We start from the raw sequence: 24,055 nt of genomic DNA, 5'->3' as shown, positions 1-24,055 counted from the left end.
GTTGTGCGCGGTGATAGTGTGCTATCAATAATTGAGTCGATAAAGAAACCATGATAAAGAAAATTATATTAGATACAGATCCTGGTATTGATGATGCGATGGCGATTTTATTTGCAGAATCCCATCCGGAAATAGAATTAGTTGGTCTTACAACAGTATTTGGTAACGCCACTATTGATAATGGTACTCGCAACGCTTTGTATCTTAAAGATCGTTTTCATATGCAAGCGACAATTGCTAAAGGAGCTAGTCAGCCATTGGTTCGAGCTCCGGTTGGTCCAACTGAAATCGTGCACGGAATAACGGGGTTGGGAGATTTTCAGATCCCAGCATCATTTACAGGGCGTTATGATCAACGCCCAGCATATCAATATATTATTGATACAGTAAAAACCCATCCTCACGAAATCACTTTGGTGGCAGTCGGGCCATTAACCAACCTTGCTTTAGCATTACAAGCAGCTCCAGAAATCGCTGATTTAGTGGCAGAGGTTGTAGTAATGGGGGGTGCATTTGGGGTAAATGATCATCGTGGCAATGTTACGCCTTATGCGGAAGCCAATATTCATGATGATCCCCATGCTGCGGATATTGTATTTTGTGCATCTTGGCCTGTAACAATTATTGGGCTAGATGTTACCGAAGAAAGCTTCTTTAGTGCAGCTTTCCTTGAGCAATTACGTCATGATGCTGGCGGTGTTGGTGAGTTTATCTTTGATATTAGTCGTTATTACTTACGTTTTTATTCACAGAAAGTCGGTCTTGATGGTTGTCATGTTCATGACCCATCTGCGATTGCTTATGTGATTGACCCAACGTTATTCACTACACGAAAAGGTGCTGTGCGGGTTGTGTGTGACGGCCCAGCGTCAGGGATGACATTACAAAAATTAGATAATAGACAGTATCAAACCGATGAATGGTCATCGATGCCGAGTCAGCAGGTAGGGGTAACAGTTGATACCAGTCGATTATTAGATTTATACCGTCAAACTATTATTAAATATCAGCATTTATAAAGAGATAATATTGCGGCTACATAATTCAGTAGCCGCTTAATTAAACACCCATAAGTTTTATCTCAATTTGTCATTCCTTACAGTGAACCGCCAGAGGATCTACTTGCAGCGTGTTTTATAGTGCGCTGAAATGTCAAAGAGTAAGATATAGGTGTTCAATTTTTTTTAACCCTAGATGACCGTCTCTATCGAGGCGGTCTTTATTTGTATAACTATGTTCATTACTATCAACTAAGTCGTACGTTAAGATAAGTTAATTATTTTAAAACTGTTAAATCAACAATATATTTTGCAGAATCATTCATTAATGCACTATGCTTTTTATCACTGTTTGGTTTCCAGTTTTTAGTATGGAGTTCAGACTGTGAATATAAACCTATTATTGGTTTATTATATGCTGTAGATATATGAACAAGAGCAGTATCAACAGATATAACACCATTAGATCTTTTTATAAGACAGATAGAATCTTGTATTGATGAAACAGTTAAAATATGACAGTTATGACTTAATGCATGTATCCATTTTTTTTTATTTTTAATATAAGCGGGAACTATAAAAACACATGTTAGGTTTTTTGCTTTTAACTCGTTAATTATTTCTTTACTTTTTTCTACCGTTAAACATCTTTTCTTGGATGATGCAAATGGATTAAAAACGATATAATCTTTAATGTTTTTTTCAGTTAGAATTTTATCTGTTGATATTAAGTTATCTTGATTTTCATAAACTTTAAACATACCACTGACATGATCAAATCCATAAGCAGCCATCATATTTGAATAAACCATTGGTTGAAATAAGCCTTTATCGCCTATATCTGTTAATGGTTTTTGTATGCATTTAACGGATTGGTCTAATCCTATTGTTAATGTAGGTTTTAAGATAAAACCAAGAATACATCGATGAGCTCTATCTAATGATGCTGGCTCAATTAATAAGTCAATATCACCTTTAAATGGCTTTAATTTTTGTGGGTATGTATACCATTTATTTTTATGTGGTAACAAAAGATAATTAACTCTCGAATCAGTAGATATTACATCAACATTTACTGGTGTACACAAGATAGTTATATTTGCATCTTCCCATTTTAGTTTTATAGCTTCAATAATTGGAGATATTGAGAAGTAATCACCAATTTGGAATGTTGCGTCAATAAATATTTTAGGAGATGTTGGTAGTTCATTTATTGAGCCTATCAAATTATTTCTATTATTTAATATATTTCTAAATATTTTCTTATGAATTGACATTCCATGACCTTAAACAATATGATGAAAACTCAAACGAGGCTATAAACCTTGATTGAAAGCGTTAATTGCATTGATATTAACAATAAATCGTTGATATTGATTTATTGAATGTGTTGCTAAACATTTCTAACACGTTGAATTTAAAGATGAGAGTGAAAAGTATTATAGATAGAGTATTGGTTATGTGCTAGCTGTATCGGTTGTGGTAAAAGAAAGACAGGACACCCATAAGTTTTATCCTATCTTTATACTTTAAATTAACACCTTCAAAAGCAATCTGACGCTGAAGTGTTAACCCCATCCAGTCGGGATTCCATGCTCTATCTATATAAAAATCACACTTATCGTCATCTAAGGTGTATTTTCCCATATATGCCATCATGGTTTTGTATAGCTTATCTTTATTAAATACTTTTCATCGTGATCTCAAATATAATAAAGATAATATTTATCTAATATTGTTTATATTTTTTCCACCATTTTTGCGAGTAGTGGTAATAAGATCTGCTGCTCTTCAACAGAAAGGTGACTTAGTAATCTTTTATTAACCTGTAATGGTATTTGCTCCAAATCAGGTTTCATTGCACGTCCTTTTTCGGTTAAGTAGATATGATAACTACGACGACTATTGGGATCTGGCTTGCGCTCAACCATCCCCAGCTTTTCTAATTTATCTAATGTGCGAGTGGTGGTTGAGTTCTCAACTTTTGCTTTTGCTGCAATATCACGCTGAGTTATTCCTTCTTGTTCCCATAAACACATCATGGTTGGCCAAAGTGCCGCTGTTAAATTATAAGGCTTTAACTCATGATCGAGTTCTTTGGTAGCTTGAGAAGCCAATACATTGATTAACCAACCAAAACTATCTAAACGTTCAAATTTTTTAGTCATTTTAAACCGACCTATCGAATATCATTAGTCTTGATTGTAACTGTCAGCACAATTGCATTCAAAATAATTTTAAAAACAATAGTTGCACACGCAACTATTGCGATGTAATCTGTTTGCATCTTAATGTTTAAAGAGAACTGTCAAATGTCAAAAACAACAATCAAATTACTACACCGTATTGCTGCAATAACGAGCTTTCTACTGGTTTTAAGTTTCTTTACTAGCTCAATTATGGTGGAGTTATTTGGTGATATAACAAATATCGTTATGGTAAAAACCGCGATCTTATGTGGTATTTGCGCGCTTATTCCGGCTATGGCTATAACAGGAATAACGGGCGCTAAAATGGCAGGAAAATGTAATAAAGGTCCAATAGCTCAGAAGAAGAAACGGATGCCATTCATTGCTATTAATGGGCTATTTATTTTATTGCCTTGCGCCTTTTATCTTTTTTATTTAGCGAGTAATCAGCAATTTACGACCACCTTTTATATTGTTCAGGTTATTGAATTGATAGCAGGTTTTACTAACCTAACGCTAATGGCTTTAAATATTCGTGATAGTCGAAAAAAGTCAAAAAAAGTAGGACACCCATAAATTTCATTCAATGGCGGTTCTGTGATTACATCAAGTCTAACCCCGTCATTCCCTACAGTGAATGCCCGCGAGGGCGATAGGGAATCTACTTAGAGCGCGCTGAAATATCAAAGAGTAAGATATGGCTGTCCAATGTTGTTATTGTCCAATACTGTTATTACTGAACGTTATTGTGCTCGGTAATTGAGACTTATTCATATTAAGTTAAGTTGGTTTTGCTATTTTAAATCACCAGAAGTGTTTATTCCCCCTTGCTGCTATTACACATCATTAAGACTGAGTCGTCATCATGAGGGATATCACCATTACTTTTAATGAGGTGGATATGATGAAGGTGACCCAATCGACATCGCAAATAAAATGGTTACCATGGATTGCAGGTATAGCCTTTTTTATGCAGACTTTAGATGCCACAATTATAAATACTGCAATTCCATCATTGGCTGCAAGTTTACATCAATCGCCACTTAATATGCAGTTAACAATTATTAGCTACACGTTGACGGTCGCAATACTTATTCCTGTCAGTGGTTGGTTAGCTGATAAATTTGGTACTCGAGTTATATTCCTATGGGCTGTAGGGCTATTTACTCTCGGTTCATTAGCATGCAGTTTATCAACTACGCTCTCACAACTAATCGTCGCGCGTGTATTGCAAGGGGTTGGTGGAGCAATGATGGTACCAGTCGCTAGATTGGCGTTACTGCGTTGCTATCCGAGAAAAGATTTTGTTCGTGTATTAAATTTGGCAACAATGCCAGGCTTAGTTGGACCAGTTGTTGGGCCTTTATTAGGCGGTTTATTAGTAACTTACGCGAGTTGGCACTGGATTTTTTTGATTAATATACCCGTTGGTATTATAGGCTTATGGATAACTAAGCGTTATATGCCTAATCTTACCTCAACAACTTCTCATTTCGATTTTTTAGGCTTTATATTATTTGGCTTTAGCTTAATTTTTATTTTAGGTGGAATTGAATTATTTGGGAATCAAGCTGTATCTATTTTATTTCCAATATTAACCTTACTGGTCGGTGTGTTATTATTAATCGGTTATGGTTGGCATGCATTTAATAATGAAAAGGCATTAATTCCTTTATCTTTATTTAAAACTCGTACATTTAAAATTGGTATTCGCGGTAATATTTTATCGCGTTTAGGTACTGGTGCTATTCCTTACCTGGTGCCACTGATGTTACAGGTGGGAATGGGAATGTCTGCATTCTATGCTGGGTGCATGATGGTACCGTTAGCTCTTGGTGCTTTATTTGGAAAATCTTTCGTTGAGAAAGTTCTGCATCGGTTTGGTTATAGATGCACATTAATGTTAGCCACAGTCATTATTGGTGTCATAACGGCAGCATTTGGACTGGTTTCTAATCAGTTATCGATATGGTTTGCGGTACCGTTGTTGTTTGGCCTTGGCATAGTGCGTGCAACGCAATTTACGTCAATGAATACTATTACTTTAGCCGATTTAAATGATCAAAATGCCAGTGCGGGTAATAGTGCATTAGCGGTAACACAATTGTTAGCAATTAGTCTCGGTCTTGCTGTTTGTTCTTGTATATTAAAGCTATTTAATTCATACGGCTATGGTGATTCAATTGCCCATTTCCATCAGACTTTTATATCTGTTGGCCTAATAACAATTTTCTCTGCATTAACTTTTCTATCGTTAAAAAAAGGGGATGGTGATAATTTAATAAATAAATGATATATCATCACTTTCATTGATCAAAAGAAGAAAAGATGAAGAAAAGATAGGACATCCATAATTTTCATCCAAAGGCTGTTCTGTTATTACATCAAGCCTAACCCCGTCATTCCCTACAGTGAATGCCCGCGAGGGCGATAGGGGATCTACTTAGAGCGCACTGAAATCTCAAAGTGAAGATATGGGTGTCCTATGTTTCTTTCTTCCTATGTTTCTTTCCTACTGTTAGTTTCACCTAGATTATATTTTCCACTGCTGTGTTCGTGTGCACCGTATGATGGAATACCTTCAGAACTAGCTGCAAAATTAAATAATACATGCTTACTCAATACGAGTAATGAAGCTGTATTTATCAGAGTCAGCTTTAGTCATCCAGTGCTCACCAGAAGCAGGCGCTGAATCTAAAGTGAAGATATAGAAATCAATTCCTTTATTTCCCATCACCTTTTTAAAATAGGTAGCTTGCTTACGATGACTTTCGTCGGTATACGGGAACTCTTTAGCCGTTTTATCTCCTTCTGCCCAACTATGTACACCAACTTGCTTATTTAATGCAATTGCTTTATTGGTATCTGCTCGTTGTAAAATTCGTGGATAACCTGCTGCGAAGAGATCTGTACCTCCAGAGAAAACTGAACCTGTTGGTGTTACAACCGTTGTCATATTGTTACTTTTGATCATTAGCCCAGTGTACATATTAATATCGTCATCAGCACTGCCGCCGATATGGTTGTTAAACCTCAACGTCATCTCACTGCCTTGGTATAATTTTACAATATCAAAAAGCTGAGAATAGGTAGAGACACCTAGCGTCGACTCAATGCGATCAACGGTTCCGGTCTCTTTAAGAACATTATGATAAAAAGCGTTGAAGGCAAACGAAGTGGTGATTGTTATCTGATTTCCGTTTTGGGTTGTGCTCAAAATCGTAGAACCAATACTAGTAACGTATTGCGACAAATCATTATCGTATTCAAGCTCAATAGGTAGCTCTTTATTATTTGTGGTTGTTTTAATTAACGTGGTTTCATTAGAAACAGATCGCAGAGCTGCATCACAATCAAATAAATCCAAGCCCTTTCTCTCTGTGTAGATACCGCAGCTATCAACTCCTGCATCGGGTAAATACAAATCAATTTGTCGACCTAGGCTATCTGCAAGCCGGACCACTTTTTGTTCACGATTAAGATCTTCAGCAAACAGAATTTTATTATACTGCACACCATCATAAGTGAGCCTCATTGCCTCTTGCTGGATCTCTTGACGTTCTTGATACAACTCATCAAGCTTAGCTGATGAAAATACGTAATCAGCCTTGGGTTTAACTTGCGCTTTGGTAATAGTTTTATTCGAGTTAGAGCTTGAATTACACCCAGCTAAGATAATTAAAGGTAATGCCAGTAACGTCTTTCGATAGTTGTTCATGTAATTATTCCCCAAATGTATGATGGGAATATTCTATTGTTTAATATTGTAATTAGCTGTCGTGGGCGTGTAAGAGAATGTACGTTTTTTCTTAGCATCATTACATATTGACGAAGGGGAGGTTTCTTCTAGAGCTGAGACTTCCATAAGTGAGCTTCATTGCCTCTTGTTGGGGTTTTTGTCGGTCTTGATATGATTCACCAAGTTTAGCTGATGAAAATACGTAATCAGCTTTTGGTTTAACTTGCGCTTTGGTAATAGTTTGATCTGAGTTAGAGCTTAAATGACACAAGATAATTAAAGGTAATGCCAGTAACATATTTCGATAGTTGTTCATGTAATTATTCCCCAAATGTGTGATGGGAATATTCTATTGTTTTATATTGTAATTAACTGTCGTGAGCGTGTAAGAGAATGTACGCTTTTTCGGAGCATCATTTTTATTTTGCTGATTAATTCAAAATCAGCATTAAATTGCCGTAGAAAGTACTTAACCATTTGTATCTGGTATTTTTTGTAAAGTGTTTGAGTTAAATATGTAACAATAGTGACTAATAAGGTGTGACTCACTCACGCAGTTTCAATAAGTAAAACACACGATCAAGGCTGATAGTAGCATGACAAAATCTAAAATGATCATCGTGGAAGACGATGTAAAACTCCAAAAAATGTTGCAAGACTACTTCATCGCGCAAGATTTTGATGTCAACGTACTTGATGATGGCAGTAACGCTACACAGATTATCCTCGCAGAACAACCAGATATCGTGCTGTTAGATTTAATGCTTCCTGTAACCGATGGACTTACTATTTGCCGACAGACGCGTACACATTATAAAGGTAAAATTTTAATGCTTACCGCCAGCGATGATGATTTCGATCATGTCGCGGGTTTAGAGACTGGTGCTGATGACTATGTCACCAAGCCAATTAAGCCCAGAGTTTTGCTAGCAAGGGTCCGTTCGCTATTACGTCGTCAAGAAGCCAATATTCCTTCAGTCGATGACTTAAACAACCTTCAGTTTGGTCAACTTATCCTGAAAAATACCTATAAGAAATGTGAACTTGCAGGTAAGGTTTTGGCTCTCACTGATAGTGAGTTTGAACTACTTTGGTTATTAGCAAGCACCCCAGATACTCCGTTATCACGTGACTATTTGACACAAACACTACGCGGCATTGAGTACGATGGTATCGATCGGACTATTGATAACAAAGTTGTACGCTTAAGAAAGCTATTAGGTGACGACAAAGTACCAGCAGAGAAAATTCAGACCATTCGTGGCAAGGGTTACTTATTTGTTTCAACTGCTTGGTATTAACCTCGCTCAATACGAGCGTAATGAAAGAGCATGATTATGCGACGTATTTATTTGGAGTCCCTATCTGGGCTGTTAGTTTGTTTTTTTCTCGGTGTTGTAGCTAACGAAATGTTTGTTTATAAGCTTAATACTGACTATGAATATGTTTTAGAAGATTACGAAGCTAATGCTCACCAGCAATTAATAGAAAACATTGCAAAGAATCAAGGTCTTGATGCTGCACATCAAGCAATGAACCAATTTGTAGAGACCACTCGAAATAAACTGGTCACTTACGGGCCGAAGGATAAAATACCAACGCCAGTCTCTGAATTCTTTAAAGCCCATCCTGATCACTTTATTTTTCATGATGAAGAGCGTGATCTGTGGTTTCGTTTAGTTGGCAGTAATAATACTTATTATTACACAGCTGATAATAACACACTCGTTAGACAAAAAATTGATCTCGAAGACAACCTTGTTTGGCTATTCATTTTAGCCAGTTTTATTATGTATAGCCTAGGTTATCTATTGATTATTTTTCGTCGAGTCAAAAAACTGGAGGTAGCAACATTACGTTTTGCTGAAGGGGATCTCTCCTCTAGAGCTGAGACCAACAGCGGGAGTGCTTTAGGTTCATTAAATAAGTCATTCAACCTCATGGCCGACCGTATTCATCGCTTAATTGAGAGTAACCGAACACTCACTAATGCAGTGGCTCATGAATTGCGTACGCCAATATTTCGTATCCAATGGCAAGCTGAAATGCTTAAAGACACATCACTTAACGAAGAACAAAAAGCAACCGTTGCCAGTATTGTGGAAGATACGGAAGAAATGGAAAAAATGGTCGATGAGCTTTTATGTTACGCCAAACTTGATAGTCGCGACCTAGAGAATTTACATCATCCATTAGAGATGAGGGATTTTCTTGATCATGCAATGTCACGCTGGAAAAAAGAGACTCAGCTTAACCTTAACCTCTCATTGTCAGAACAACCATGCTTGATACTGGCGGATGAAACATTGCTTAACCGTGCGTTAGATAATCTAGTGCGTAACGCGATGAAGTTTGCAAAATCACAGATTTCGATTGAAGCAACAGTACACCAAAATCAACTGCAGATTGCTGTGCATGACGATGGTAATGGGGTAGCAAAGGAACACCAAGCCCGCCTATTCGAACCCTTTTACGTTGGTGATAAAGCGCGCAATAAAGCCAAGAGTGGTCATGGTTTGGGGCTTTCTATCGTCGATAAAATTTGTGTACAACATGGTGCTACGGTGCAGGTTGGCCAAAGTAAAACCTTAAAGGGAGCAGTATTTACTATCACCTTTCCATTATGTAACGATTCAGCAGACAAACCTATACAGTAATGACAGAACACCTTTGGAATAATGTTCAACATTGGTCGAGAGATACTGTCTCCCCATAAATTTATTATTTGAATCACAATTATTCTTAAGGTGTATTATGAAAAAGTTATTATCTATATCTATTTTAGGCATTATTTCGCTAACGGGTTGTTCAGGCATTAGTCACAACGACGAAGTTTTCAGTGCGCACGCTGAAAGTTTTAATATTGTGGGATTTCAAGTTCCTGGTAATACCCAAGATCGTGTGATGAAGTTAGTGCCTAAAGGGGCAACCATTAAAACAATTAAATCAACAGATTCTGATACAAGCTCCGCTTTGGGTATCATTAACAGAATTCTCGGTGTCGACTATGTTCAAGTTAGTGGTAAAGATCATTAATTACACTTAGTTTATAGTTAATACAGACTGAAGTTAATTGATTGTACCAACAGAAATGATGTAAAGTATAAATGATATATTCGTAGAAATAGAAAAGTCTTAAAATATATAATTTCATTAAATGAATAATTAGTGATATTTACCAAATAAAGCTCCTAATTTAGGGGCTTTTTTAAAACCTTATCTGATCCACTTTCTGTTTTTAGGTATTTTTATAGAAAATGTACCATGTACTCATCAGTAGTAAGAATATTAACGCCTGCCATATCCAGTCATTATTATCGAATGAAGAAATAAAAAACATAGCTTAAAAATATTATAGAGAATATTTTTATGAATTTAATAAAATTATCCTTTTTCATTTTAGCTCTATCTTTATTCATTATCGTGAATAAAAACGGCCACCTAAAAAGGTGGTCGTTGGCTTGGTGCTTATAGAGAGTCTGTATTAGCGAAGATCATCAGCAACAGCTAGTACTGCAGCTAGGGTGTTGTGACCAAAGCTAATGCTACGCTCAGGAGACCAGCCGTATAGGCTATCTGGATGTTTATTATGATCTTTAAATGGCATTTCACCAGTGTAAGACAAGCAGTTAAATTACTCTGCAACCCAGTTTGAAGCTACTGTTAGGTTCGCTTTGACTGGTTTATCTTTGCAAAAAAGACAAAAAAAGATAGGACACCCATAATTTTCATTCAAGGGCTGTTTTGTGATTACATCAAGCCTAACCCCGTCATTCCCTACAGTGAATGCCCGCGAGGGCGATAGGGAATCTACTTAGAGCGCACTGAAATATCAAAGAGTAAGATATGGGTGTCCTATGTTTTTTTGGATAACCTGCTGCGAAGAGATCTGTACCTCCAGAGAAAACTGAACCTGTTGGTGTTACAACCGTTGTCATATTGTTACTTTTGATCATTAGTCCAGTGTACATATTAATATCGTCATAAAAAAGATAGGACACCCATAGTTTTCATTCAAGGGCTGTTTTGTGATTACATCAAACCTAACCCCGTCATTCCTTACAGTGAATGCCCGCGAGGGCGATAGGGAATCTACTTAGAGCGCACTGAAATATTAAAGAGTAAAATATGGGTGTCCTATGTTTTCTCTATGTTTTTCCGTGTGTTTCAAAGGCCATTACTCTTCATTATCAGAGTGAAAGCGCTAAATTTCTCAATTTAAGCAAAACTTGTTAGTTCAATTTAAGTTAGTTTCTTTAATTGGTTTGTTATAGGTGGTTTCTAAAGTTTCTAGAGTGTGGGAAAAGTAGAGGAGGAGGTGGTTTCGTTTGGGTATACTTAAAATAGAGATTATTGAGTAAAGACTTAACCTCAATTTTCTGTATAGTGAAACACTTCAAAGCGATAGTTTCTCCTTTAATGGAAAAATCGTTTTCGGATATGTTTACCTTCTCGTCCTTGTGGTTAAATAATAGATCGCTATTAACGATCTATTAAATATTATGTAGTCTAAAATTAATCAGCTAATCTTTTTGAATTACTAATAAAGCTGTTTTTAGATAGTGGTGATTTATAATAATCTTCATCAAGAAAACGTAATAATTTTTTTATGTCAACTTTTTCAGTGGGAAATTTTATTTTTTCACTTTCATTTCCATCAATAATTTCAGTAATAGTTTCTAGTTTTATATTAAATTCAGCTGCTATTGCTTTTATTTCGTTGATAGGAACTATTGAAAGAATATTGCTTTGTTGAACAAGTGATATTTTTTTTCTCATCCAAGAATCTGACATTGAAACCAAAACATCAACAGATTCAACTTTAAGAATAGAATTATCCGCAAATGAAATTATATCATCGTTAGTTGCTTCTTTATAATAATCACTTAAGTCAAAAATTTGGCGTGTATTATGAAAGTTTTTGAAATAAAGATTATTATCTTTAATTGTCGCTGTTAGTTTACTATCAATAGTTATAGCGATACCTTCGATTTTTTTATATACATCACCAGAATGATAAATACAAAAACCATTAGTTGATATTATTTTCCTTTTATCGAAGTTTTGGAGAAGTATTACTATATTACCATCTTCTTCCTCAAAACCAGAAAAAATAGCTTTAATTTCCTTCATGCTTTCTTCTGTTGGAGATATCGGTTCTATTGATAAGGGAGACTTTATCGCTCTTGATAGTTGATCAATATCATCAAACCCTTCAATTACTAATAACTCGCCATCATCTGGTTTATATTTACCATCAAAACTAATTATTTCAGCTCCAGAAAAAAAGTTATTTTTTAGGTTAAGTAAAGATTCAGTGATTTCTTTCTGAATATCTGAAGATAAAGTGAATTTAACGATTTTTTTAGATGGGTTACTTGTTAAAGCATATAAATTTAATAACATATATTAATCAACCTCTATAAGCATACTACTAGAAATTACTTTTACTTTTTTTATTGATTCTGGAGTTCTAATAACTCGTTTCGATATAAGCATGTAAACCATTGAATTATTAGACTCTACCTTATAAAATCTATATTTAAATAAAAACATTAATGGATGAGTTGGTATTGATGATATAAACCATAAGATGACACTTAGAATAGATACACATACAAATAATACATTAAAGTCAATGCCAATAGACCTCATAATAACAGGCATAGAATAAGCAAATAAAAAAGTTACAATTATATAATCTTGTGATTCAACTTTTTTCACAATGAAATTTATTGTTTCTGATTTTCTTTCAATTGCCTTATATATTCCAATAAACAAAAGAGCACCAAAAAAAAACAGACCTAATAGAATAAGACAATAATTATCAAAACCATAATCTAGCCATCTCACAATCATTAATGCGATTAATGTTGGGGAAAAAGCAGAAAGGAAAAATAAAGTTTTAATTGTATTGCGCATAAAAAAATTCATATTAAATAAGTTACGCAATTAGACACATAAAGTAGATATAATAAAATATAGAGAGTTAATAATTGTGATATTACCCATAAAAAAGTTGTAATAAATTGTTAATCGAAATATTGCGTCTGATATGAGGTTATTTATATTTAAAATAGAGAATATCCTCATGAGGAATTAATCGGTGTGTCATTACTTATAATGTATATGCTCTTGAGGGGTTTATCTTTAAGCGGAATTAGGATTTAGTTAAATTTTATCGTATGTAAATAACTCCTATATCTAAAAATGTATCTAACATAAAAAGCCATCGCCGATGAGGTAAAATTAAGTTATTATGCATCAGGTGTAATATCGTGACAAATGGTTTAATGAATTGTTAAATATAATAAGGGATGTAGTATGTTTACTGATGTTTTAATTAATTGTAGCCATCAAATTGATGAATTAACTTGTTGTAAAAAGGATAGTTCTCCTTGTAATTGTGTCAGCGCCTTGATGGATGATTATAGTATTAGACCCGATTCATATGATTGTATTAAGAAAATGAGTACTTATTCAGTAAGATATGGTCCAGCGTATATTAGTGAGGTATATCATTATTTAGTTGCAACAAATTTTACTAACTTCCTAACAACTCCGATTACGAAAATTATATCATTAGGATGTGGTTTTGCTCCTGATTATTATGCTATTAAAAAATACAGAGATATGTTTACTACTAGTTCTATAATTTCTTATACTGGAATAGACCGCAGTACCTCTTGGGAGATTGCGAGACCTGTTGCTAATGATTGTAATTTTATATCACTAGATTTAACAGCACCATTTTCACTAAGTGGAGCCAATGTTGTTATAATAAATAAAGTTTTTTCGACATTGTATCGTAACAGTATGCATACTTCGTTTTTAACTAATTTAGAGAGTGAAATTAGACGTTTACCTCAAGGAACTGTTATTATATTTATTGATATTAACCATTATAATATGGGAAGGGATGTATTTCATACATCGGTAAGCTCCATTTTACCTAATTTTACACGTTATTATTTTGATGGCCATCATGAATCAAATTGGGTCAAAATTCATAATAATAATTTGATTTTAGATATACCTGAAGATCTTTCAGTAAGTAGTTTAGAAAGCACTGGAAGTACTGTAGTATTCGAATATAGGAAGTGATTGTGATTATTAGTGCGAGTCGAAGAACCGATATTCCTGCTTTTTACCATCGGTGGTTTATTAATCGTATTAAAGCAGGCTTTTTATTGACAAGAAATCCATATAATGCAAAGCAAATACGTAGAATATCACTAGCAGTAGAAGATGTGGATGCAATTGTTTTTTGGACAAGAAATGCAGAAAAACTAATCAAGCACCTTCCTAGTTTAGTCGATTATAATTATTATTTTCAGTATACGATTACAGGTTATCCCAAGTTATTGGAAAAGCACTTACCGAACACTCATAAGTCTATTGATACATTCTCTCGACTGAGTGATATTATTGGACCAGATAAAGTTATTTGGCGTTATGATCCAATTTTAGTTTCTAATCTTACACCTATAGATGAACACAAGAGGAAGTTTGAAAAAATAGCAAAACTTTTAAACGGCAAAACTAGAAAAGTCGTAATTAGTTTTGCTGATTTATATCAGAAAACAGAACGAAACTTAAATATAATACAAAATTTTAAATATCATGATATTTTAGAAAATAGATTGGAGTTATTAGATTTGTGTTCTCATTTAGTTGATGTTTGTAAGGTCTATAATTTAGATATTGAGACTTGTGCAGAAGATATAAACTTAGATAATATAGGCATTGGTCGTGGTAAGTGCATTGATGAAAATTTGCTTAATAAATTATTTGATTTAAATTTGTCTTCATTAAAGGATTCGAATCAGAGAACTGAGTGTGGTTGTATTAAAAGTATCGATATAGGTGACTATAATACATGTTTACATGGATGCTCTTATTGTTATGCGACATATAGTGAGACGTCTGTTAAGAAAAATCAGTTAAAGCATGATCTAAATAGCCCGTTTCTATTAGGTGGAATTGAAGATGTTAACCCTAATCTTCTTACTAAGCCGATATTTCAACAATCTTTATTTTGATATACAGTTTATTGGTAGTAATAATCTCCCCTCTTATAAGGGGGGATTTATTATAAAATGACGATTGATTAGTTATTTAACTATTTTTGTATATTACTATTCTTTATTAATGGCCATAGCAACACGTCCAATCACTCTAATATCTTTCCCCGCAACCTCAATTGAAGAATCCCCAAAACTCATCGCTAACTTCTTACCCGGTAAACGCTGTAAATGATTAACTGAAATAGACCCGTCAATGTCAATTAAGTATCGATCAGACGCTGGGTTTACTTCTTGGGAAAAAAGACAGGACACCCATAAATTTCATCCAAGGGCTGTTCTGTGTTTACGATAAAATTAAACTACTTCACTGGCGTCCTTAAGGCTCAATCACGCGTTGAGTAGATCACGGATAGCCTCGTTCCTCGACTTCCGAGATGACGGATATTGGGCGAGTAAATACTCGAGATGGCGAGAGCGAATCTACTTACAGTGTGCTGAAATAAAAGATTTAAAAAAAGACACCCAAAAAAACGGCCACCCAAAGGTAGCCGTTAATATTATAAGTCGCAATAATCAGTCTTAACGAAGATCATCAGTAACAGCTAGTACTGCAGCTAGCGTGTCGTGACCAAAGCCAATACTACGCTCTGGAGACCAGCCGTATAGACTATCTGGATGTTTATTATGATCTTTAAATGGCATTTCAACAGTGTAAGACAAGCAGTTAAATTGCTCTGCAACCCAGTTTGATGCCACTGTTAGGTTAGCTTCGCCTGGCTTATCTTTACCGTAGCCGTGTTCGTCTTGGAATTCTGGCGTTACTGTTAATAGCGCTTGTTTGAATTTATTTTCAAGATTTTCAAGGCGCGCATCGTATGATGGAATGCCTTCAGAACCCGCAACGAAGTTAAATGGAATTGCCTCATCGCCGTGAATATCAAGGAACATATCTACGCCTGTTGCTAGCATTTTCTCGCGTACGTAGAATACTTCAGGGCTGTTTTCTAATGATGGAGTTTGCCACTCGCGGTTAAGGTTTACACCGATTGCATTTAAGCGTAGGTGACCACGTGCGCTGCCGTCTGGGTTCATGTTTGGTACTACATAGAAGACGGCTTTGTTTAGTAGGGCACGACCAACAGTGTCGGTTTCATCTAATAAGCGTTGTACTAAGCCTTCAACAAACCATTCTGCCATGGTTTCACCTGGGTGCTGACGTGCAATAACCCAGATCTTTTTCTTTGGTGCTTCTTCGCTATCAGCGGCGTGCTCATCACCAATCACTAATAGACTAACATCACGGTTATCTAGTGTATGACCGAGTGTTTCTAGGCGGCAGTTGTAATGACTTTGTGCAAGATGCAATAGATCTTGATGACGATCGTAGCTGTACGGTGCAAAGTAAGCAAAGTACATTGATTCATTTTCAGGGATCACGTTAAACGTTAATGTGTCGCCATCAAATTCTGAAGGAATACGGAACCATTCTTCACGATCGTAAGAAGCCACAACATCATAGCCATTCCAACCTTCAGGGTAGGCTGAGTTAGCAAGATCTAATAACTTAATGGTGTGTGGCTGCTGAGCTTCTGACTCTAAACGAAAGTGAAACCATTGATGTAATTCAGATTGGTTATCGTTAGGAATACTAAGTTGAATGTCGTCTTTGCTTTCTGCTTTAACTACATTGATGCTACCGCTTTCAAAGTTACTGAAAATTTTCATGGTGTTTACTCGTTATCGTTATAAGTATTAATTTAGGCTATCACAAACAATGGCTATCGATAATGATTTTTGTTCATCAAAATAAGGTTTCATTGTTAGCTTAAGTGATGACATAATAATAAAAATGCATAGATTTTATTAAAACAATGATTAAAGCACATTAATGTGACTAAGTTGGCTTTTATATTGATAAGTTATGCAGCAATATTATAGATACAGCATTTATGTGGCTGGTTATCTTAAAAGGGGTATGGTATTTGTATCAACCTATCCATAGTAAACATTGGTGTGGTTACACTTCTAAATGAAAGCCTTACATCTCAAAATTATTAAGTACATGCGTCTATTTCATGTATTACGCATTATTAGCGCCTGCATTATTGCTTTTTCTATCGATATATTTTTTAAGATCCCCTACGCAACTTGGGCACCGATCACGATCATCGTGGTGATGTCAGCTAAGTATTCCGGTGAAGTATCAGATAAAGCCAGTCAGCGAATCTTGGGGACGACAATCGGGGCTATTCTCGGTTTATCACTGTATTTTTTCCCCAGTGATAATGTCTATTGGCACTATGGATTATTAGTGGCAATGCTAAGTGTGTCACTTTACTTTACGCTTGGTAAATATTCATACAGCGCTATTTTAACTTCTGTCACTTTAGTATTAGTTGCCGGTAGTGGGCCAGGGGATTTACATATCGCATTATGGCGTACTACCAATGTGCTGTGGGGCGGATTAGTAGCGATTATCGCGAGCCAATATTTATTTCCAGCCAAAGCCACTGATCATTTTAAATTAGCCTGTGGTGATTTTTTACGTTTATTTCATCAAAACTATTCTGAACATAATGCGTTGGTTAACAGTGATGATGCTTATCGTGAAGTTCAGCTAGTAAAATTGCGTCAAACACTCAATAAGATCACGGCATTAGAGTCGAGTATTGGTCACGAGACACCAGAGATGAAGCTATCAGTCAAAAAGGCGATTGCTTGTCAGGTGAGAATGTTTAATTTGCTGGAGAATATCGTTCAAACTCAGTGGCGACATCAATACAGCAAAGAGAAAGTGCAGGAAATACGGGCATTATCAAAAGCTAAAGAGCAATTATCTCAAATGTGTGAATTATTGGGTGAGGACTTATTGGACTTAGAAAAACCACTTATAGTACTCAATAAAAAACAGTTAGAGATATTAGCCCTGTATCCGAAATTATCAGCAAGTGTTGATAGCCGTACTGATATTAGTTACTACGGCTATTTATGGCTTAATCGAGAATTGGCACGTCAGGTAGCAGAGCTTTCTGAATGGTTGTGCCAATTTGAAACGATTAAAAATGATCTACTTTAACGTCAGCTGTTATTTCATTGCCGAATAATAAGCCGCAATATCTGCCAAATCTTGTGAATTAAGGTTCTGTAATTGTCCCTTCATCATCGTTGCCATTGGGCCTGTTCGAGTACCGTTGGTATAGGCAAGCATCGCATCATACAAGTATTGCTGCTGTTGACCGGCAAGGTTAGGGTAGCTTGGTTGTGATGCGATGCCATTACTGCCATGACAAAAACGGCAACTTGGAGTTTTGAGTTCACCCTTAGTGGCATCACCTTTAGGCATTGCGTTAGCGTGACTACTGAGACCAACAGTAAGCACAATAGCGGTTGTTAGAATGCGAGAAATGTTTAATAGCGTCATGATTAATAGTCCATTATAGATGTAGATATATGATCGTATAGTAAAGGCATACGATAACTAATCAATGACTTGATGTTGGTTTTTGTTTGAATAATGTAACAATCAATGTCGTACATAATGACTTTTTTGTTCTCTGGCTTGCTAATAACGTTAGCTATCAGGTGTATTTCTTATGCGTATAAAGCGTGCAAAACGAGGAATTCCTCGGTCGGTATAGCCGTTAAAACGATATTGAATGGTTGAACCAATAGCAGGGGGAGACTGCCGCTGTTGATCATTAAAGCCTGAGCCTATTTTAAAAGTATTATTGGTTGCTGTTTTCACCCATACCGCCCCCATCATTCCTTGATATTTTCCATTACCTTCTTCATAGCCAATAATAATCGCTTCGGCATCTTGATGGTTTTTGAGTTTTAATAAATGTTCAGTACGACCTACAGTGTAATTATTTAATTTATGATGCAGCATTAAGCCTTCACCATCATGACTGCTGACTATATCTAACCATTGGACTAAGATTGCTAAATTATCGAGAGATTTATGCTCAACCCATTGTAGATGATTGATTGGTCGATGATTATTATTCCGCTGTTGGTCAATCAATGTTTGTAACTGACGATAGCGTTGTTCAAAAGGGGCAGTGTTATGTGGAAGATCAAATACCATGTAATTAACCCGTTGCCACGCTTCATGGTTAGGGGTGGCATCAAGCACAATACGTGTTAATGCTTGAAATTGACCGCGTTCAATCCACAGTTCACCATCAAGCGGCACTGGTGGAAAATCAGCATAAAACCAGCTTGGCGCATGGATTATTTTACCTGTTTTTGTCAGTAACTGGTTACCATTCCAATAAGCACGAATACCATCTAGCTTTTCACTGACTAAATAATCAGCAATAGTAAAATTGTCGTGGATTTGATTATCATCACTGTAATGAGTGGCATTGAGTTGATCACTTGGTAAGCTTTTAGCCAACATCAATGACACCTGCTCTGCAGTAACAGGAAAGCTGAGTGAAAGGCTAACCAAAGCAGCAATTGAGGTTAATCGCTTACCAATATAATGAAAATTATGCGTATCATGACAATTAGAACATGATTGGAATGGTAATGATGACATATTATCGATCCCTCGTGAACATTAAGTTATAACAGTAATTAAAGGGGTTAAGTGGGTAAATTATTGTGGTCTATTTTTAGCTGTGTTTGTGCTAAAGGTAGGACTACAGAATGTGAATCAAGTTACAGTTACATTATTTATGTGTTTGAGGTGCTAAATAGGAATTAAGTATGTTGAGTATCAATATAGTCAAGATGCTAAAAAAAGGTTATTTATTGACTGTATTTATAGGCGGGCTAAGGTAAACTTTCGTCATTATTGAGCTTTTCATACGGTATTTGCTGTAATGCAACCTTCTTTATCCGGTTTTTTTTCTCGCGTTAACACGTTTTTAGTGTCTAAAAATATTAAGATTTCGTTTCATTGTTATTTTATTCATGCCATGAGTTTTATGGCACTCGGTTTGTTCTCTTCGTTGTTAATTGGTTCAATTCTAAACACTATCGGTATTAAGTTTTCAATCCCATTACTGAGTGATGTTTTGTGGCCTATTGCAAAACAAATGACAGGACCAGCTATTGGTGTAGCGATAGCTTATGCACTAAAAGCGCCACCATTAGTATTATTTTCATCCACTATTGCTGGTGCTGCTGGAGCGGCAATGGGAGGACCTGTTGGTGCATTCGTTGCGACTATTTGCGCTGTTGAGTGCGGTAAAGTTGTTGCAGGGGAAACCAAGGTGGATATTTTAGTGACGCCAGCAGTTACGGTGTTAGTTGGTGTCTTTATTGGTAGTTGGATTGGGCCATTGGTCGGTGCTGTTATGACCCAATTGGGTCAATTAATTATGTCGACGACTCAATTGCAACCATTGCTGATGGGCGCATTAGTCGCGGTACTAATGGGCATGGCATTAACCTTACCTATTAGCAGTGCTGCGATTGCAATTATGTTGAGCTTAAATGGCTTGGCTGCAGGGGCTGCGACTGTCGGTTGTGCAGCACAAATGGTTGGTTTTGCTGTTATGAGTTATCGCGTTAACGGCTGGGCAGGCATATTTGCTCAGGGGTTAGGTACATCGATGTTACAAATGCCAAATATTGTTAAGAATTATAAAATATGGATTCCACCGATTATTGCTTCAGCGGTGCTGGGGCCTATCGCGACGGTGGTATTTCATATGGAAAATACGCCTCTTGGCGCAGGTATGGGAACATCAGGCTTAGTGGGGCAAATTCAAACGTTGATTGCGATGGAACAACCTGGTGTGAGTAACGGTTATATATATGGCTTAATAGTGCTGATGCATTTTGTTTTACCCGCTCTGATCACACTTATTGTCGCTTATATTATGCGTCGTCAAGGCTGGATTAAAGACAGTGATCTGATTTTAAAATTAAGCTAACAGTGGTTATTGGTTATGACTAACGCTTGGCCAAGGTCGATCCTTGTTGTTCTGCACACCGAAAAAAGGCATCAGCTTGACGTTGGCTAGCAATAAAAGTAAAAGGTTTCAGCCCCTCAAGGTGTAATGTGGTGCGATAGCTATGAGTCTTAAATGCTTGAGTAAAACGCTGAGGGCTAAAATCATCGTTGGCAATGGTGGCGGTATAAATCGCTGTTTGGTTATCAAGCCGTTTAAATAAGTTGTGATCGACAACATAATTAAAGGTTGGATGTTGATTGATATTATCAATTGAGTTTTGGATTAATTCACCACGGGACGGCGCTTGAAGATCATTGAGATGGTAAATTTTAACATCAAAGTTATTACCTTTATCTGTTGACATAGTAAGAACGGTATTTTCTTGTAAATGTCGTTCTTTTACTGTGAGTGTACATTTAGTTTCTGTCTGACTATAGGTAGAGTTCTCAAGCAAAGGCAGTGAAAATGCTGAAACAGTTAAGGCAATCAGTGATGTGATCATAAACATACCTATATATTTTGCGGTGTATTGAAATCCGTTAAATTAATCCTAGTGTGGTTGGGCAATATTTATGGACTAATATCACAATATATTATGGTTGAGACACATTATTAGAATTGAGAATTGGCAAGGGATTGATGTGAATTAACTAATAATTAAGATCTTTTTAAAACAATAAAAGATTATTTGATGCAAAATTAACAATCTATCACGGGGAAAGTGATAACTTCATTGATAGATAAAGCTATTAGTTATTCTTAATCCAATAAATAAAATGGAGAAAGTGATTATGTCTACTAAGTCGACGAGTAAAAACCCTTTGTTGTTATCTCTTTTAGCGCTCATCGCTGGTGGTGCAATTGGTTATGGTGTGGGGATGAAAGTAGAGCAGAACAGTAGTGCACCTAGCCTACAAGCTTGTCAGCAACAACTGCAGTCTCAAACAGATCAGCTTCAGCATAGCACTGAACAATATCAAGCATTAGTAACAAAAAATGAACAGCAGCAACAACAGTTAGCTCAAGCAACAACAGAGTTAGCGACAATGACGGCATTAGCAGAAAAACAAAAAAAGGACTTTGCAAAACAACTGACATCTTTGGCACAAAAAAAACAGCAGTTATCTGTAAGTCAAAAAAAATTAGAAGTGACGAAAAAGAAACTAAATACTGAAGTTGTTAAGTTAAAAACCACCACTAATAAACAGCAAGTGGTGATTGATAAGTCGCAGCAGTATTTTAAACGTCAAGCTGAGATGAAAGCCAATGTGGAAGCAACTCAAGCACAAATTGTTGAATTAACCAAAACAACAAAAGGCTTTAAAAAGGCTTGTGACGAGTTTAAATCTGGCAATAGTTGGAATTGGGTATCACAAAAAGACTGTGATAATTATGAACAACAATTGGGATTATTAAAGACCCAACAAGCAACGTTAGTTTCTCAGCAACAGGCTTTAACAGCGATTAATAAAGAAATAGGTAATAAAGAAATAAGCAAAAAATAATGTTTATTGTTGTTACTTAATAAAATAAAAATAGCTGCAATTGCAGCTATTTTTGTATTTGTTATCGCAGTATGTATCTAGTGACCAATTGGACGCGCAAGTGAGGTCGGAAAACCACGCTCTGCTGCTAATTTTTCAGCATAACTAACGATTTCATTAAGGCTTAGTTGCTGAGCCACAGGAAATGCGTTTTCACGGGTTTGCGGTGGTGGTGACTGAATTAAATTCAATGCTGCCAATTGTTCAATGATCGCATCAGCTACAGATAAAGCCGATGAGGCTTTAACAATTTCAGAGCGCGCATAGCGTTGATGAGAATAAGAAACATCAGCGGCACGTAAAGTTGGATCATTCCCTGGAATTTGCTGAGCACCAAATAAAGGTTTACCACCCACCGTCGCTTGATCAAAGTGATTAACAAACTGTGCCATGTGGTTAATGGCGCGTTGAGTGCGCTGCTCTATTTCTTGTTGCGTCCAATGTTGCTGCAACTTCTCTTTAAAAGATGCATCTAATTGTGGTTGAGCACTATTGCCATTGGATGCTACTAAGCCATTCTTAAACAAGGTAATATCTTGTGTCATACCGTGAAGTTGGAAGAAACCGTCAGGGTAAGGTGTTAGTTGAGCCATACCATTAGGCGTGCCACGTTCACCATGAAAAATAACTTCTGGCCATTGTGCGTCACATTGTGACCAATGGGTAACATAGGCCGCTTTAAATTCCACCATTCGTTGACGGGGAATATGTGCTAAATCATCAATCGTTCCGGTACGATAGCCGCCAGCGTTAACTAAGTAATCGACATTAATCTGTTGTTGATGATTAGTCGCATCTTGATAGCTTACTTGCCAGCCATTAGGTCGCTCTGCTAACGATGTCACTTTAGTATTGGTATTAACGTGACAGCAGGGCAGTTTTTGTAAGGCCAGTGCTAATGTTGCGGCAATTCTAAAAACACTTAGGCCATATTCCTGCACCATGACTAATGGGTATTTAAACTGTTCTAAATTAATTGATTTAGCAACCGGAATCATCCACTGATCAGGCGTTAAAGGCTGTTGAGGATTATCTTGTAATGCTAGACGCTCTAAATCACTGCGTTGATAGAGTTTAAAATAATCATTTGGATTTCCTAACACACAATTTTTCGCATCGTCTGCAACCAGTGCTTGGTAGGTTTGCTGTAATAATGTTAAGCGTGGCAATAAATCATCAGGATTGCCAGTGTCACTGCAAGGGATCGCAATAACCGTTGGCCGAATATTTGAGGTGTGCTGGTAAACGCGCAATGTATCAATAGATTGCTTAAGTAGCGTTATACATTGTTGATCTGAGATCTCACGATAAAGATTACCGCCAGCATGTAAGTGACAAATAGGCGGACCATTTACGAGACTTTTCCCTTCTTCAAACAACTGAACATTTATACCTTGTTCAGCTAATCGAAGTGCAATAGTCGATCCAGCTATACCGCCACCAATAATACCTACCGTGATCGGTGAATCAGCGATGAGAAGGGATGTCGTTTTACTTTCAATTAAATTCATAATGCTTGAACACGTCAATCAGCTAAAAACAATAAAAGAATTTATGCACTAAAGGTATGCGCAATAAATCCCTTGAATGCATGAGTAAACTTATTTTACGTTGTAATAAGATAAAGAGAAATAGCCGTTAATTAAAAT

The 24,055-nt window shown here is 36.2% G+C and carries 22 protein-coding genes and 4 pseudogenes; 11 read left to right on the top strand and 15 right to left on the bottom strand.

Annotated elements, in window-relative coordinates; translation table 11 throughout:
* Positions 1–50 precede the first annotated feature (50 nt).
* Complete coding sequence (locus tag PAND9192_RS08245) at positions 51–1,019, top strand: nucleoside hydrolase (RefSeq protein WP_087853362.1); 969 nt, start codon at positions 51–53, stop codon at positions 1,017–1,019.
* 257 nt (positions 1,020–1,276) lie between these two features.
* On the opposite strand, the gene PAND9192_RS08240 is transcribed toward PAND9192_RS08245, so the two are convergent.
* The 3 genes and pseudogenes from PAND9192_RS08240 to PAND9192_RS08230 all read right to left on the bottom strand — a co-directional run bounded on the left by PAND9192_RS08240 (position 1,277) and on the right by PAND9192_RS08230 (position 3,166).
* Positions 1,277–2,275 carry a glycosyltransferase family 9 protein gene (locus PAND9192_RS08240; protein WP_087853361.1) on the bottom strand — a complete coding sequence of 333 codons (999 nt, stop codon included), beginning with the start codon at positions 2,273–2,275 and terminating at the stop codon, positions 1,277–1,279.
* A 187-nt stretch (positions 2,276–2,462) separates the two neighbouring features.
* Positions 2,463–2,660, bottom strand: a pseudogene (locus PAND9192_RS20985) (hypothetical protein); the annotation flags it as partial.
* A 77-nt stretch (positions 2,661–2,737) separates the two neighbouring features.
* On the bottom strand, positions 2,738–3,166 hold the full coding sequence (locus PAND9192_RS08230) for a MarR family winged helix-turn-helix transcriptional regulator (protein ID WP_087853359.1): 429 nt from the start codon (positions 3,164–3,166) through the stop codon (positions 2,738–2,740).
* A gap of 144 nt (positions 3,167–3,310) precedes the next feature.
* Here PAND9192_RS08230 and PAND9192_RS08225 point away from each other — a divergent pair, with 144 nt between their 5' ends.
* Together PAND9192_RS08225 and mdtD are read left to right on the top strand one after the other, a co-directional pair.
* A complete protein-coding gene (locus PAND9192_RS08225; protein WP_087853358.1) occupies positions 3,311–3,763 on the top strand; it encodes a hypothetical protein in 453 nt (150 codons plus the stop codon).
* A gap of 325 nt (positions 3,764–4,088) precedes the next feature.
* Positions 4,089–5,480, top strand: a complete 1,392-nt coding sequence (gene mdtD, locus PAND9192_RS08220) for a multidrug transporter subunit MdtD (RefSeq protein WP_234999024.1) — start codon at positions 4,089–4,091, stop codon at positions 5,478–5,480.
* A 321-nt stretch (positions 5,481–5,801) separates the two neighbouring features.
* On the opposite strand, the gene PAND9192_RS08215 is transcribed toward mdtD, so the two are convergent.
* Both PAND9192_RS08215 and PAND9192_RS08210 read right to left on the bottom strand, forming a co-directional pair.
* A complete protein-coding gene (locus PAND9192_RS08215) occupies positions 5,802–6,905 on the bottom strand; it encodes an alpha/beta hydrolase (protein ID WP_087853357.1) in 1,104 nt (367 codons plus the stop codon).
* A gap of 145 nt (positions 6,906–7,050) precedes the next feature.
* Positions 7,051–7,242, bottom strand: a pseudogene (locus PAND9192_RS08210) (alpha/beta hydrolase); the annotation flags it as partial.
* 280 nt (positions 7,243–7,522) lie between these two features.
* Between PAND9192_RS08210 and PAND9192_RS08205 the strand changes: the two are divergent.
* From PAND9192_RS08205 to PAND9192_RS08195, 3 genes are all read left to right on the top strand, one after another.
* Positions 7,523–8,227, top strand: a complete 705-nt coding sequence (locus tag PAND9192_RS08205) for a response regulator (protein ID WP_087853355.1) — start codon at positions 7,523–7,525, stop codon at positions 8,225–8,227.
* A 36-nt stretch (positions 8,228–8,263) separates the two neighbouring features.
* A complete protein-coding gene (locus PAND9192_RS08200) occupies positions 8,264–9,583 on the top strand; it encodes a sensor histidine kinase (RefSeq protein WP_087853354.1) in 1,320 nt (439 codons plus the stop codon).
* Between the two features lie 97 nt (positions 9,584–9,680).
* Positions 9,681–9,962 (top strand): hypothetical protein, encoded by a 282-nt coding sequence (locus PAND9192_RS08195; RefSeq protein ID WP_087853353.1) that lies wholly within the window; start codon positions 9,681–9,683, stop codon positions 9,960–9,962.
* A 448-nt stretch (positions 9,963–10,410) separates the two neighbouring features.
* Here PAND9192_RS08195 and PAND9192_RS08190 read toward each other — a convergent pair.
* The 4 genes and pseudogenes from PAND9192_RS08190 to PAND9192_RS08175 all read right to left on the bottom strand — a co-directional run.
* Positions 10,411–10,617: pseudogene (locus tag PAND9192_RS08190) on the bottom strand (hypothetical protein); the annotation flags it as partial.
* A 172-nt stretch (positions 10,618–10,789) separates the two neighbouring features.
* Positions 10,790–10,909: pseudogene (locus PAND9192_RS20530) on the bottom strand (alpha/beta hydrolase); the annotation flags it as partial.
* Positions 10,910–11,441: 532 nt separating this feature from the next.
* Complete coding sequence (locus PAND9192_RS08180; RefSeq protein ID WP_087853351.1) at positions 11,442–12,332, bottom strand: Kiwa anti-phage protein KwaB-like domain-containing protein; 891 nt, start codon at positions 12,330–12,332, stop codon at positions 11,442–11,444.
* A gap of 3 nt (positions 12,333–12,335) precedes the next feature.
* A complete protein-coding gene (locus PAND9192_RS08175) occupies positions 12,336–12,848 on the bottom strand; it encodes a KwaA family protein (protein ID WP_087853350.1) in 513 nt (170 codons plus the stop codon).
* 402 nt (positions 12,849–13,250) lie between these two features.
* Between PAND9192_RS08175 and PAND9192_RS08170 the strand changes: the two genes are divergently transcribed.
* Together PAND9192_RS08170 and PAND9192_RS08165 are read left to right on the top strand one after the other, a co-directional pair.
* Positions 13,251–14,030 carry a hypothetical protein gene (locus tag PAND9192_RS08170; RefSeq protein WP_087853349.1) on the top strand — a complete coding sequence of 260 codons (780 nt, stop codon included), beginning with the start codon at positions 13,251–13,253 and terminating at the stop codon, positions 14,028–14,030.
* A 2-nt stretch (positions 14,031–14,032) separates the two neighbouring features.
* Positions 14,033–14,968, top strand: a complete 936-nt coding sequence (locus PAND9192_RS08165; protein ID WP_087853348.1) for a DUF1848 domain-containing protein — start codon at positions 14,033–14,035, stop codon at positions 14,966–14,968.
* Between the two features lie 96 nt (positions 14,969–15,064).
* Here the strand turns inward: PAND9192_RS08165 and PAND9192_RS08160 are convergent, their stop codons facing one another.
* Both PAND9192_RS08160 and PAND9192_RS08155 read right to left on the bottom strand, forming a co-directional pair.
* Positions 15,065–15,265 (bottom strand): S24/S26 family peptidase, encoded by a 201-nt coding sequence (locus PAND9192_RS08160; protein WP_087853347.1) that lies wholly within the window; start codon positions 15,263–15,265, stop codon positions 15,065–15,067.
* Between the two features lie 267 nt (positions 15,266–15,532).
* Positions 15,533–16,678 carry a M14 family metallopeptidase gene (locus PAND9192_RS08155; RefSeq protein ID WP_087820359.1) on the bottom strand — a complete coding sequence of 382 codons (1,146 nt, stop codon included), beginning with the start codon at positions 16,676–16,678 and terminating at the stop codon, positions 15,533–15,535.
* A gap of 304 nt (positions 16,679–16,982) precedes the next feature.
* Here PAND9192_RS08155 and PAND9192_RS08150 point away from each other — a divergent pair, with 304 nt between their 5' ends.
* Entirely contained in the window at positions 16,983–18,029 is a 1,047-nt protein-coding gene (locus tag PAND9192_RS08150) for an FUSC family protein (protein ID WP_087853346.1), read from the top strand.
* 9 nt (positions 18,030–18,038) lie between these two features.
* Here the strand turns inward: PAND9192_RS08150 and PAND9192_RS08145 are convergent, their stop codons facing one another.
* Together PAND9192_RS08145 and PAND9192_RS08140 are read right to left on the bottom strand one after the other, a co-directional pair.
* On the bottom strand, positions 18,039–18,374 hold the full coding sequence (locus PAND9192_RS08145) for a c-type cytochrome (protein WP_087853345.1): 336 nt from the start codon (positions 18,372–18,374) through the stop codon (positions 18,039–18,041).
* 150 nt (positions 18,375–18,524) lie between these two features.
* Positions 18,525–19,496: a DNA ligase gene (locus PAND9192_RS08140; RefSeq protein WP_087853344.1), complete on the bottom strand. Its 972-nt coding sequence runs from the start codon at positions 19,494–19,496 to the stop codon at positions 18,525–18,527.
* A gap of 286 nt (positions 19,497–19,782) precedes the next feature.
* On the opposite strand from PAND9192_RS08140, the gene PAND9192_RS08135 reads away from it, so the two are divergent.
* A complete protein-coding gene (locus PAND9192_RS08135) occupies positions 19,783–20,841 on the top strand; it encodes a PTS sugar transporter subunit IIC (protein WP_087853343.1) in 1,059 nt (352 codons plus the stop codon).
* 19 nt (positions 20,842–20,860) lie between these two features.
* On the opposite strand, the gene PAND9192_RS08130 is transcribed toward PAND9192_RS08135, so the two are convergent.
* Positions 20,861–21,364 (bottom strand): hypothetical protein, encoded by a 504-nt coding sequence (locus PAND9192_RS08130; RefSeq protein WP_087853342.1) that lies wholly within the window; start codon positions 21,362–21,364, stop codon positions 20,861–20,863.
* 289 nt (positions 21,365–21,653) lie between these two features.
* Between PAND9192_RS08130 and PAND9192_RS08125 the strand changes: the two genes are divergently transcribed.
* Positions 21,654–22,367 carry a hypothetical protein gene (locus PAND9192_RS08125; RefSeq protein ID WP_087853341.1) on the top strand — a complete coding sequence of 238 codons (714 nt, stop codon included), beginning with the start codon at positions 21,654–21,656 and terminating at the stop codon, positions 22,365–22,367.
* A gap of 77 nt (positions 22,368–22,444) precedes the next feature.
* Here the strand turns inward: PAND9192_RS08125 and PAND9192_RS08120 are convergent, their stop codons facing one another.
* Positions 22,445–23,917 carry an FAD-dependent oxidoreductase gene (locus PAND9192_RS08120; protein ID WP_087853340.1) on the bottom strand — a complete coding sequence of 491 codons (1,473 nt, stop codon included), beginning with the start codon at positions 23,915–23,917 and terminating at the stop codon, positions 22,445–22,447.
* Positions 23,918–24,055 lie beyond the last annotated feature (138 nt).

The organism is Photobacterium andalusiense (assembly GCF_900185625.1).
Classification (GTDB): Bacteria; Pseudomonadota; Gammaproteobacteria; order Enterobacterales; family Vibrionaceae; genus Photobacterium; species Photobacterium aquimaris.
The sequence above is the reverse complement of the archived record's forward strand: the minus strand, read 5'-3'. Positions and strand labels throughout refer to the sequence as shown.